Below are 12,476 nucleotides of genomic sequence, written 5' to 3'. Positions count from 1 at the left end.
TGTCATCCGATGGATGACACGCGGCATCTTTACAAAGCTTGTCGATTGCATCCCGTCAGTCGACGGCCTTTCCCGCCTGCAAGGCCTGCAGCGACTTCAGGCCGGCGCGGCCGTCCGGCCGCAGGCCCAGTTCGCGCTGCACCGTCTGCAGGGCCTGCCGGGTGCGGGCGCCGATCATGCCATCGGGTTCGCCGATCTCATAGCCGCGGGCAATCAACAGCCGTTGCAATTCCCGCCGCTGCGCCCGCGACAGGCCTGGATCGTCGGTTGGCCAGGCTTGCACCAGCGGGCCGCCGCCGCGCAGCCTGTCGGACAGGTGGGCGATGGCCAGCGCGTAGCTTTCGGCTGCGTTGTAGGAATACAGGGCGTCGAAATTGCGCGTGACCAGGAAGGCAGGACCTTTGCTGCCCGCCGGCAGCAGCAGCCCCGCCGGCGTGTCGCCCGCGGGCAGCGGCTGGCCGTCGGCGCGCGTCACGCCGCGCCCCGCCCAGTACGACATCGCGCGCTTGTTCTTGCGGCCCGCGCCTGAAGTGTCCAGACCCGCCGGCAGGCGGACTTCATAGCCCCATTGCAGCGCGCTGTTCCAGCCCGCGCGCTTGAGGAAATTGGCTGTCGATGCCAGCGCGTCCGGCACGCTGTCGACCAGGTCGCGGCGGCCGTCGCCGTCGAAGTCCACCGCCAGCCGCAAGTACGTCGAGGGCATGAACTGGGTCTGGCCGAAAGCGCCCGCCCAGGAGCCCGTCAGGCGTTCGGGCGCGATGTGCTCGTCCTGGATGATCTTCAGCGTGGCAAAGAATTCGCCGCGGAAATATGCCTGACGCCGGCCGAAGCAGGACAGCGTGGACAGCGACGTCAGCAGGGGCCGGCCGCCCAGTGTGCGGCCGTAGTTGCTTTCCACGCCCCACACCGCGGCGATGGTGGCTGCGTCCACACCGTAGCGCGACGCGGCGCGGTCCAGGTCGGACTGCCAGCGCGCCATGCCGGCCCGGCCGTCGGCCACGCGCTCGTCGTCGACCAGGGCCGCCATGTAGTCCCAGATAGGCGTCTTGAATTCCGGCTGGGCGTCCAGCAGATCCAGCACTGTCATGTCCGGTGCAAGCCCGGTGGTCTGGGTGTCGAACGTGGCGCCGGACACGCCGGCCTTGAGCGCCGCGCCGCGCAATTGCGCGAGGCAGGCCGCGAACGCGTCGGCGGCCGACGCCGCGGGCGCCAGCGAAATGAGGGCGCCGCCGGCCAGGGCGCAGGCCAGCGCGCGCAGCGGGCGGGCCCGCAGCGTCTTGAAGAAGTTATGGTTGTTCATGTCGTCCAGTCAGCCGGCCTGCAGCGCGGCAAGCTCGGCGTCGTCGAAGCCGGCGGCGCGGCGCGCCTCCAGGTTGAAGGGACCGCGCAGCCGGGGTGCGTCATAGCGCTGCGCCAGTTCGGCATAACAGGACACGGGATCCTTGCCTGCCTGCGCGCACAGCTGCTTGTACCAATAATTACCGATGGCCACGTGGCCGATCTCGTCGGCCAGGATGATGTCGACGATGGCAGCGCTTTCCGCATCGCCCGCTCCCGCCAGCTTGGCACGGATCGCGGGGGAAGCATCCAGGCCGCGCGCCTCCAGCGTGCGCGGCACCAGCGCCAGGCGGGCCAGCAGATCCTCTTGCGTGCGCTGCGCCATGTCCCACAGACCGTTGTGGGCGGGGAAGTCGCCATAGGCGTAGCCCATGGCGGCCAGACGCTGCCTGAGCAGATCGAAGTGATAGGCCTCTTCGCGCGCCACGCGCAGCCAGTCGCGGTAGAAGGCTGCCGGCATGCCGGCAAAGCGCCACATGATATCCAGAGCCAGGTTGATGGCATTGAATTCGATGTGCGCCAGCGCGTGCAGCAGCGCCGCGCGCCCTTCCTCGGTGGCCATGGAACGCTGCTTGACCTGGGCGGGGACCACCAGCTCAGGCCGCGCCGGGCGGCCCGGCAGTTCCGCCGTGGGCGTGTAGGCCTGCTCGCAGTCCAGCACCGTCTCATCCGACATGGCGCGCACTGCCGCCAGCTTGTCCTGCCAGGCCGTGGCGGCCAGGGCCGCCAGCGCCTGCCCACGCAGGCAATCCTGGCGATGCCCGGCCGCGTCGGGCGTCGTGTTGCTATCCATATGCTTCTCTGTGCCGGGCGGCCTCGCGCCCGCCCGAAATCCCTTGAAAGCGCCGTGGCCGCAGGCCTCGCGCATACACGGAGACTTTATCATTCACCCATGGATTCCCTGCGCCTGACCATAGAGACCGACCTGTCCCGCATCGACGCCCAGCAATGGGACGCGCTGGCGGGCGACCAGCCCTTTCTGCGCCATGCATTCCTGCGCGCGCTGCACGAGACCGGCTGCGCCGCGCCCCAGACCGGATGGGCGCCGCATTACCTGGCGCTGTGGCGCGACGATGCGCTGGCGGCTGCTGCGCCGCTCTACCTGAAATCCCATTCGCGCGGCGAATATGTATTCGACTACGCCTGGGCCGACGCCTTCCAGCGCCACGGGCTGCGCTACTACCCCAAGCTGCTGTCGGCCATTCCCTTCACGCCGGTCACCGGCCCCAGGTTGCTGGCCGGCAACGATGAGGATCGCGCCACGCTGGTGCGCGGGCTGGTCGCCTTCGCCGAAGAGATCAAGGTGTCTTCGCTGCACCTGCTGTTCCCCGCCGAGGCCGACATGCGCGCGCTGCGCGAGGCCGGCTTCATGATCCGCGAAAGCGTGCAGTTCCACTGGACCAATCCGGGCTACGCGGACTTCGACGCCTTTCTGGCCATGATGAGCCACGACAAGCGCAAGAAGATCCGCCAGGACCGCAAGAAGGTCGCGGCCGCCGGGCTGTCGTACCGCTGGCTGCGCGGGGCCGCGATCGGCGCGGTCGAGCTGGACTTCTTCTACGAATGCTATTGCCGCACCTACTTCAGCCATGGCAATCCACCCTACCTGAGCCACGAATTCTTCCGCCGCGCGTATCGCGAACAGGCCGAGGCCTTCGTGCTGATCCTGGCAGAGCGGGACGGCCAGCCGGTGGCGGCCGCGCTCAACCTGGCGGGCGGCGACGCGCTGTATGGGCGCTACTGGGGCGCGACCGAATACGTGCCGGGGCTGCACTTCGAGACCTGCTACATGCAGTCCATCGCCTATTGCATTGCCCACGGCATCGCGCGCTTCGAGGGCGGCGCGCAAGGCGAACACAAGATGGCGCGCGGGCTGCTGCCCACGCCCACCTGGTCGGCGCACTGGGTCGCGCACCCCGGTTTCGCGGACGCGATCCAGAACTTCCTGGACGAGGAAACCGCCGCGGTGGCGAACTATCTGGGAGAGCTGGAAACGCACTCCCCGTTCAAGCGGCCGCGGGAAGGCTGAGGGTTAGAGGAAGCGGTCCAGCAGCTTGCGGCTGTGCTTGTCCAGCGACTGGATGTCGCGCACCAGATAGAAGATGCCGTGGCTGTCGGCGATCAACAGGGTCTGCGGACTCAGGCGGCGGATGTCCTCTTCGCCGCGCAGCGTGAACGAGGTGGGGCCGCGGTCGGTATCGACCTGCCAGGTGCTGGGGGTGGCGAAAGTGGAGACGCTGGCCAGCTTGCGGATCTCGGGCATGAATTCCCGGCTTGCCAGTTCTTCCTCGATCAACTCGCGCTGCGGAGCCGGCACATCGGAAAGGTGCTCGATCCAGAGCAATTCGCGCCCGTCCACTGTCACGAGCGACAGGCCGCGGCCCGGTTCGCTGATGGGAAAGGCGCGCACGGGCAGCACGCCCTCGTGGTTCTGGCCATCGGCGGACTGGAACTCCAGGCGCCCGAAGGCATTGCGGCGCAGCTGAAAAGACGGCAAGGTCATGACGATAATTCCGGTTCCGCGTCAGGCCACGGCGGCCATGTCTTCGCTGCCCGACGCCTGCGCGTCGGCCTCGGCCTGGCGCGCCTGCGCCTGGTACAGGCGGTAGTAGGCGCCCTCGCGGGCCATCAGTTCTTCGTGCGGGCCCTGCTCCACGATCTGGCCGCGGTCCAGCACCACCAGGCGGTCCGCCTTGCGCAGCGTGCTCAGACGGTGGGCGATGGCGATCGTGGTGCGGCCACGCACCAGGTTGTCCAGCGCCTTCTGGATTTCCTTTTCGGTGGTGGTGTCCACCGACGAGGTGGCTTCGTCCAGAATCAGGATGCGCGGATCGATCAGCAGCGCGCGCGCGATCGAGATGCGCTGGCGTTCGCCGCCGGACAAGGCCTGGCCACGTTCGCCGACCAGCGAGTCGTAGCCGTGCGGCAACCGCAGGATGAATTCATGCGCATGCGCGGCGCGCGCCGCAGCCACGATTTCGTCACGGGTGGCGTCCGGCTTGCCGTAGGCAATGTTCTCGGCGATGGTGCCGAAGAACAGGAACGGCTCCTGCAGCACCAACCCGATGTTGCGGCGGTAGTCCGCCACGCGCACCGAACGGATATCGGCGCCGTCCACCAGCACCGCCCCTTCGGATACGTCGTAGAAGCGGCAGATCAGGTTGATCAGCGTGCTCTTGCCCGAGCCGCTGTGGCCCACCAGGCCGATCATCTCGCCCGGCGCGATGTTCAGGTTCAAGCCGCGGATGACCTGGCGGTTGCCGTAGCGGAAGCCCACGTCGCGCAACTCGATGCGGCCGTTGATGTGCGGCAGCTTGGCGGGATTCTGCGGTTCCGGCACGCTGGAGACATGGTCCAGGATGTCGAAGATGCGCTTGGCGCCAGCCGCCGCTTTCTGCGTGACCGAGACGATGCGGCTCATCGAATCCAGACGCATGTAGAAGCGCCCGATATAGGCCAGGAAGGCGGCCAGCACGCCAACGGTGATCTGCTTCTGCGACACCTGCCAGATGCCGAAGATCCACACCACCAGCAGGCCCACTTCGGTCAGCAGCGTGACGGTGGGCGAGAACAGCGACCAGGTGGTGTTCACGCGGTCGTTGACTTCCAGGTTACGGTTGTTGGCTTCACGAAAGCGCGCGACTTCGCGCTTTTCCTGCGCGAAAGCCTTGACCACGCGGATGCCCGGAATGGTGTCGGCCAGGACGTTCGTGATCTCCGACCAGATGCGATCGACCTTTTCGAAGCCATGGCGCAGGCGGTCGCGCACCGCGTGGATCATCCAGATGATGAACGGCAGCGGCACCAGCGTGACCAGCGCCAGCCACGGGTTGATGGACACCAGGATGACCGCGGTCATGCAGATCATCAGGATGTCGTTGGCGAAGTCCAGCAAGTGCAGCGACAGGAACACACAGATGCGGTCGGTTTCGCTGCCGATGCGGGAAATCAGATCCCCGGTGCGCTTGCCGCCGAAATACTCCAGCGACAGCTGCTGCAGGTGCTCATAGGTGGTGGTGCGCAGGTCCGCGCCGATGCGCTCGCTGACCCAGGCCAGGATATAGGTCCGGGCCCAGCCCAGCCCCCAGGCCAGGAAAGCCGAGGCCAGCAGCCCGCCCAGATAGAGGCGGACCTTGTCGTAATCGATCGGCGCGCCGTTCTGGAACGGAATCAGCACGTCGTCCATCAGCGGCATGGTCAGGTACGGCGGCACCAGGGTGGCGGCGGTGCCCAGCAGGGTCAGCACGAAACCCGCCAGCAGCGGCCCGCGGTAAGGGCGGGCGAAACGCCACAGGCGCAGCAGCGCCCAAGTGGTGGATGGCGCTGCCTGTTCCTGGTTGCAGGTCGGGCATTCTTCCTCGCCCGCCGGGATGACGTTATTACAGACGGTGCAGGTGCGCTCCGCCAGATCCTCGTCCTGATGGCCGGACAAACGGATGGCCTGCTGCGTTTCGAACTGCGCCAGCAGCCGCAACGCGGCCGGATTGCGCGCCAGCGTGAAACGCCACGCGCCCAGGCGGGAGCCGTCGTCGTGCAATTCCAGCAGCGCGGCGCCAGCGTGGTCGGTGAGGCTCAGTTTTAATTGGGGGCCATATGCCCAGGATTCCCAGCGCGGTTCGTCGGGATGGCGCGCCAACAGCCGGCGGTCGGTGGCGGCGATAAGCCCCGGACGGAACTTCAGGCGCTGATCCAGGTCTATTTCAACCCAGGCCAACAAGGTTTCGCCGTCCGCCAGTTCGGCGCTGATTTCATCGCGCCAGCGGGCAGGAAAGGCTTCGGCAAGGCCGGAAAGCAGGTTTGGTTTTTTCATTGGTACGCATGCCGGGCCAGGACTCTGCCCTACTAGGCGGCAACCGGTTCGCAACCAGGACTGGCGGCAAACGTGTCCCTTCCTTACAACATAACGATTTCACGCCTTGAAGGCGTCGTATAGTAGCAGCCGATTTTTCTAATTAGGAATATCTGGGATCCCCCACTCGTTGGCATTATTCTAAAGGCGCAACCCCAATAAATTCGCGGTCTTGCATAGGGGCGTCCGCGCGTGCCAACCTGCTTCTCTCGTAAATTAAAACATGAAAAAGAAAGACATTGAATTTCTCGATGTCGTGGCTTTGCGCGGCCCGAACATTTGGACGTACCGTCCGGTACTCGAAGCGTGGGTGGATATCGGTGAACTGGAGGATTATCCCTCCAACACCATTCCCGGCTTTTACGAACGCCTGACCGAATGGCTGCCGACGCTGATCGAGCACCGCTGCAGTCCGGGAGTCCGGGGCGGTTTCCTGTCGCGCCTGAAAGAAGGCACCTGGCCCGGCCACATACTTGAACATGTCACCCTGGAACTGCAGAACCTGGCCGGCTTGCGCGGCGGTTTCGGCAAGGCCCGGGAAACCTCCACCCGCGGCGTCTACAAGGTCGTCGTGCGCGCCTGGCAGGAACAGGTCACCCGCACCGCCCTGAACGAAGCCCGCGACCTGGTCATGGCCGGCATCGAAGACCGCCCCTTCGACGTGCCCGCCGCCATCGCCAAGCTGCGCAGCCTGATCGACAAGCACTGTCTCGGCCCCAGCACCGCCTGCATCGTGGATGCCGCCGACGACCGCGACATTCCCTACATCCGCCTGTTCGAGGGCAACCTCGTGCAGTTCGGCTACGGCTCGGCCCAGCGCCGCATCTGGACTGCCGAGACCGACCGCACCAGCGCCATCGCCGAAGGCATTTCGCGCGACAAGGACCTAACCAAGGAACTGCTGTCGACCTGCGGCGTGCCCGTGCCCGAAGGCCGCCTCGTACGCAGCGAGGACGACGCCTGGGAAGCTGCCGAGGACATCGGCCTGCCGGTGGTCGTGAAGCCCTATGACGGCAACCACGGCCGCGGCGTGTTCACCAATCTGACGACGCGCGAGGAAGTGGTGTCGGCCTACCGCGTGGCCGTGGACGAAGGCAGCGGCGTCATCGTCGAACGCTTCGTGCTGGGCAACGAACACCGCCTGCTGGTCGTGGGCGACCGCATGGTGGCCGCCGCCGCCGGCGAACCGGCCTGGGTGACGGGCGACGGCAAGTCCACCATCACCGAACTCATCGACAGCCAGATCAATACCGACCCGCGCCGCGGCCGCACCGAGAACCACCCGCTGAACCCGGTGCGCCTCGATTCCGCCGCGCGGCTGGAAATCGCCCGCCAGGGCCTGTCGGAAGACAGCGTTCCGCCCGAAGGCCAGCGCGTGCTGGTGCAACGCAGCGGCAACGTCGCCTTCGACGTCACCGACCGTGTGCATCCCAGCATCGCCGCCACCGTGACCCTGGCCGCGCGCATCGTCGGCCTGGACATCGCCGGTGTGGACCTGGTGGCCGAGGACATCTCGCGCCCGCTGGAAGAACAGCGCGGCGCCATCGTCGAAGTCAACGCCGGCCCCGGCCTGCTGATGCACCTGAAGCCTGCCGACGGCACGCCGCGTCCGGTCGGCCGCGCCATCGTCGACCACCTGTTCCCTGAAGGCGATGCGGGCCGCATCCCCATCGTCGGCGTTACCGGCACCAACGGCAAAACCGTGGTGGCGCGCCTGGTGGCCCGCCTGCTGAGCCTGTCCGGCAAGCGCACCGGCCTGGCCTGCAGTGAAGGCCTGTACCTGGACCGCCGCCTGGTGCAAAAGGGCGACCGCGCCGATTTCGCTTCCGGTACGCGCCTGCTGATGAACCGCAACGTGGATGCTGCCGTCATCGAGAACGACAGCGGCGTGATCCTGGGCCAAGGCCTGGCCTACGACCGCTGCCAGGTTGGCGTGGTCACCAACATCGACGACGCCGACCACCTGGGCGACTTCGACATCAATGAAACGGAGCGCATGTTCAACGTGTTCCGCACGCAGGTGGACGTGGTGCTGCCCGGCGGCTCCACCGTGCTGAACGCGCGCGATCCGCGCGTGGTGGAAATGGCCGAGCTCTCCGACGGCGCCGTGATCTTCTTCGGCATCGATCCCGCCCTGCCCGCCATCGTCGCTCACCTGCAACAAGACGGCCGCGCCGTGTTCGTGCGCGACGGCGGCATCGTGCTGGCGCATGGCACCCGCGAGGAGCGCCTGGCCACGGTGGCCTCGATCCCGCTGACCCATGGCGGCCGCGTGGCCTTCCAGGTCGAGAACGTGCTGGCCGCGGTGGGCGCGGCCTGGGCGCTGGACATACCCGTGGAGCTGATCCGCGCCGGCATCGAGACCTTCGACATCGACCAGGCCGACGCTCCCTGGCAGTTCACGCTGTTCGAACGCAACGGCAGCACCGTGGTGGTCGACGACGTGCACAACGCCTCGGCGTTGCGCCCCCTGATCGCCGCCATCGACCAGTTCCCGTCGACCACGCGCGCCGCCGTCTACTCGGCCGGCGCCGACCGCCGCGACGCGGACCTGATCGAACAGGGCAAGCTGCTGGGCGACGCCTTCGACCGCGTGGTGCTCTACGACGACCTGACCGTGCGCAGCAAGCGTCCCGAAGGCGAGGCGCGCGCGCTGTTGCGCCAGGGCCTGGCGCAAGGCTCCCGCGTCAAGGACATCCAGGACGAACCCGACCACGGCAAGGCCATCCAGAGCCAGCTCGACGCCATCGCCGCAGGCGACTTCGTCCTGCTGCAGTCCGACGAAGCCTTCTCCGGTCCCACCATCGACCTGGTCCGCCGCTGGATTCAGCAATACTGACAATATCTGCGCGCGCCCTCGCACTAGCGGGGCGCGCGTGAGCTAGACAGGAATACCTGCCATGGAAGTTTCCCGTATCCGAGCACTGCGCGGCCCCAATCTGTGGAGCAAGAACACCGCGATCGAGGCCATCGTTTCCTGCGCCGACGCCGAATGCTCCATCGACAACCTGCCTGATTTCGAAGCGCGCCTGCGCGCGCGCCTGCCGCAGACCGGGCTGCTGCGTCCGGAAGGCCATCAGGGCGCGGTCTCCATCGCGCACGTGCTGCAGATCGTGGCCCTGACGATGCAGGCGCATGCCGGCTGCCCCGTCACGTTCGGCCGCACCGCCTCCACCATCGAGCCTGGCGTGTTCCAGGTGGTGGTCGAGTACAGCGAAGAAGAAGTCGGCAAGCTGGCGATGGAACTGGCGCAAGTGCTGGTGCGCGCCGCGCTGGACGACACCTCCTTCGATCTCGCCGACGCCTTGAAGCGCCTGCGCGAACTGGACGAAGACGTGCGCCTGGGGCCCAGCACCGGCTCCATCGTCAATGCCGCCACCGCCCGCAACATCCCGTACCGCCGCCTGACCCAGGGCAGCATGGTGCAGTTCGGCTGGGGCAGCAAGCAGCGCCGCATCCAGGCCGCCGAAACCGACCTGACCAGCGCCATCTCCGAGTCAATCGCGCAGGACAAGGACCTGACCAAGATGCTGCTGGACGCCGCCGGCGTGCCGGTGCCCATGGGCCGTTCGGTGACCACCGCCGAGGAAGCCTGGGCCGCCGCCGAGGAACTGGGCGGCCCGGTCGTGGTCAAGCCGCGCGACGGCAGCCAGGGCCGCGGCGTCGCCGTCAACATCGAATCCCGCGAGCGCGTGATCCAGGCCTTTGAAGTGGCCGAGGAAATCAGCTCCGAGGTCATCGTCGAGCGCTACATCCCCGGCCACGACTTCCGCCTGCTGGTGGTCGGCGGCGCACTGGTCGCGGCCTCGCGCCGCGACCCGCCGCAGGTCACGGGCGACGGGGTGCAGACCATCCGCCAACTGGTGGACCAGGTCAACGCCGACCCGCTGCGCGGCGACGGCCACGCGACCTCGCTGACCAAGATCCGCTTCGACGACATTGCCCTGGCGACGCTCAAGAAGCAGGGTTTCGAGGCCGACTCCGTGCCGCCGTCCGGCACCCTGATCTTCCTGCGCAACAACGCCAACCTGAGCACCGGCGGCTCGGCCACCGACGTGACCGACGAAGTGCATCCGGAAATGGCCGCGCGCGCGGTGTCGGCGGCCCGCATGATCGGGCTGGACATCTGCGGTGTGGACGTGGTCGCCGAAAGCGTGCTCTACCCGCTTGAAGACCAGAACGGCGGCGTGGTGGAAGTGAACGCCGCCCCCGGCCTGCGCATGCACTTGAATCCGTCCTTCGGCAAGGGCCGCGCCGTGGGCGAGGCCATCATCGCCAACATGTACGCGGACGGCGACGACGGCCGCATCCCGGTCGTGGCCGTGGCCGGCACCAACGGCAAGACCACCACCGTGCGCCTGACCGCCCACATCCTGGGCGTCGCCGGCAACCGCGTCGGCATGACGAATTCCGACGGCGTCTACGTCGACAACCTGCGCATCGACACCGGCGATTGCAGCGGCCCGCGCAGCGCCCGCAGCGTGCTCATGCACCCGGACGTCGACGCGGCCGTGTTCGAAACCGCGCGCGGCGGCATCCTGCGCGAAGGCCTGGCCTTCGACCGCTGCAACGTGGCCATCGTCACCAACATCGGCATGGGCGACCACCTGGGCCTGGGCTACATCAGCACGGTCGAGGACCTGGCCGTGGTCAAGCGCGTGATCGTGCAGCACGTGCACCCCAGCGGCACCGCGGTGCTGAACGCGGCCGATCCCATCGTGGCTGAAATGGCGGCGAGCTGCCCGGGTTCCATCACCTACTTCGCCGAAGACCGCAATCATCCCGTGCTGGCCACGCATCGCGCGCAAGGCCTGCGCTGCGTGTACCGCGACGGCGACTCCATCGTCACCGCGCAGGGCGGCGAAGAAACCCGCTACCCGCTGGCCGCCATTCCGCTCACGCGCAACGGCACGATCACCTTCCAGGTGGAAAACGCCATGGCGTCAATCGCCGCGGCCTGGGCGCTGGGTCTGGACACGGACATCATTCGCCGCGGCCTGGCCAGCTTCGTCAACGACGCCCAGACAGCGCCCGGACGCTTCAACGTGTTTGACTACCGCGGCGCCACGGTGATCGCCGACTACGGCCACAATCCCGATGCCATCCTGGCCCTGGTGCGCGCGGTGGACGCCATGCCGGCCAAGCGCCGTTCCGTGGTCATCAGCGGCGCGGGCGACCGGCGCGACGAAGACATCCGGATGCAAACCGAGATCCTCGGCGAAGCCTTCGACGACGTGCTGCTTTACCAGGACCAATGCCAGCGCGGCCGCGCCGACGGCGAAGTGTTGGCCCTGCTGCAACAAGGCCTGGCCAACGCCACGCGCAGCAAGCACGTCGAAGAGATCCACGGCGAGTTTCTCGCCATCGACACGGCGCTGGCGCGCCTGGGCGCAGGCGACCTGTGCCTGATCCTGGTCGACCAGGTCGAAGAGGCGCTGGATCACATCGCGCGCCGCATCGCGCAAGCCTGAGCCGTACGCGGTTCCTGAAGTGCAAACGGGGCGCCCAAGGGCGCCCCGTTTGCTTCGGCGCGCGCCGATCAGCTGCTGGACGACACCACAGGCGCAGCGGCCTGATAACGGTCCGTCACGTGCGTGCATCCGAGCGCGGCCATCGCGGTCAGCGTCAGCAAGATAGCGCGGCAAAGTCGTTGCGTCATGCGAGTTCCTCTTTCAATATTCTGTGGCCGAACCTGCTTGCGGGTTCCGCGGACACTATACCGGCGCGCGCGTCGGCAAGCCAAGCGCGCATGCCCGCGTCCAGCCTTGCAGATCCAGTTACCAGCCTCCCTCAAAAGGGGACAAGACATTGCCGGAATGTAACTGCGGCACCTAGTACGCCTGCAATCTCCTCCCGCCGGAAACCAGGCCATTTTGCCGCCGCCAGGCCGTTACATTTGCCCACAGCCAGGTTTGACGGCCATGCCGCAGGCTCGTACGGTAAGTACATGGCCTGCACGGCAACTTCTTGAATCGGCAGGCCCTAGCTGATCAGTGTCCCACTCAACCGCGACAACCCGGTTTACAGGCCGCAAACCGGATGCCGCTAGCAACAGGAGAGGTCACCATGAACAACGACATCATCGCTGGCAAATGGAAGCAACTGACGGGCAAGGCCAAGGCCGCCTGGGGTGAGCTCACCGACGACGAGCTGACCCGCACCGAAGGCAACGCCGAACGTCTGGCGGGCCTGATCCAGGAGCGTTATGGCAAGACCAAGGAACAAGCTGAAAAAGAAGTCCGCGACTTCTTCGACCGCAATCCTTGATCCGATAAACCACCAGGAGAAG

8 protein-coding genes are annotated in these 12,476 nt (G+C 67.0%); 4 read left to right on the top strand and 4 right to left on the bottom strand.

Annotation, left to right across the window (positions count from 1 at the left end):
• Positions 1 to 55: 55 nt before the first annotated feature.
• Positions 56 to 1,300: a lytic murein transglycosylase gene (locus IB257_RS29890; RefSeq protein WP_192493229.1), complete on the bottom strand. Its 1,245-nt coding sequence runs from the start codon at positions 1,298 to 1,300 to the stop codon at positions 56 to 58.
• Between the two features lie 9 nt (positions 1,301 to 1,309).
• Positions 1,310 to 2,131 carry a ferritin-like domain-containing protein gene (locus IB257_RS29885; RefSeq protein WP_192493228.1) on the bottom strand — a complete coding sequence of 274 codons (822 nt, stop codon included), beginning with the start codon at positions 2,129 to 2,131 and terminating at the stop codon, positions 1,310 to 1,312.
• 99 nt (positions 2,132 to 2,230) lie between these two features.
• Between IB257_RS29885 and IB257_RS29880 the strand changes: the two genes are divergently transcribed.
• Positions 2,231 to 3,367, top strand: a complete 1,137-nt coding sequence (locus IB257_RS29880) for a GNAT family N-acetyltransferase (RefSeq protein ID WP_192493227.1) — start codon at positions 2,231 to 2,233, stop codon at positions 3,365 to 3,367.
• Positions 3,368 to 3,370: 3 nt separating this feature from the next.
• On the opposite strand, the gene IB257_RS29875 is transcribed toward IB257_RS29880, so the two are convergent.
• On the bottom strand, positions 3,371 to 3,841 hold the full coding sequence (locus IB257_RS29875) for a DUF1854 domain-containing protein (protein ID WP_054450822.1): 471 nt from the start codon (positions 3,839 to 3,841) through the stop codon (positions 3,371 to 3,373).
• Positions 3,842 to 3,862: 21 nt separating this feature from the next.
• Positions 3,863 to 6,148, bottom strand: coding sequence for an ABC transporter ATP-binding protein (locus IB257_RS29870; RefSeq protein ID WP_054450820.1), 2,286 nt, complete (start codon positions 6,146 to 6,148; stop codon positions 3,863 to 3,865).
• Between the two features lie 262 nt (positions 6,149 to 6,410).
• On the opposite strand from IB257_RS29870, the gene cphA (IB257_RS29865) reads away from it, so the two are divergent.
• The 3 genes from cphA (IB257_RS29865) to IB257_RS29855 all read left to right on the top strand — a co-directional run bounded on the left by cphA (IB257_RS29865) (position 6,411) and on the right by IB257_RS29855 (position 12,454).
• Positions 6,411 to 9,026: a cyanophycin synthetase gene (gene cphA, locus IB257_RS29865; RefSeq protein ID WP_054450818.1), complete on the top strand. Its 2,616-nt coding sequence runs from the start codon at positions 6,411 to 6,413 to the stop codon at positions 9,024 to 9,026.
• A 61-nt stretch (positions 9,027 to 9,087) separates the two neighbouring features.
• Entirely contained in the window at positions 9,088 to 11,658 is a 2,571-nt protein-coding gene (cphA, locus tag IB257_RS29860) for a cyanophycin synthetase (protein WP_192493226.1), read from the top strand.
• 595 nt (positions 11,659 to 12,253) lie between these two features.
• Positions 12,254 to 12,454 (top strand): CsbD family protein, encoded by a 201-nt coding sequence (locus IB257_RS29855; RefSeq protein WP_006389412.1) that lies wholly within the window; start codon positions 12,254 to 12,256, stop codon positions 12,452 to 12,454.
• Positions 12,455 to 12,476: the final 22 nt, after the last annotated feature.

Source organism: Achromobacter sp. ACM03 (genome assembly GCF_014851665.1).
GTDB lineage: Bacteria > Pseudomonadota > Gammaproteobacteria > Burkholderiales > Burkholderiaceae_B > Achromobacter > Achromobacter aegrifaciens.
This window is presented reverse-complemented; position numbering and strand designations above follow the sequence as displayed.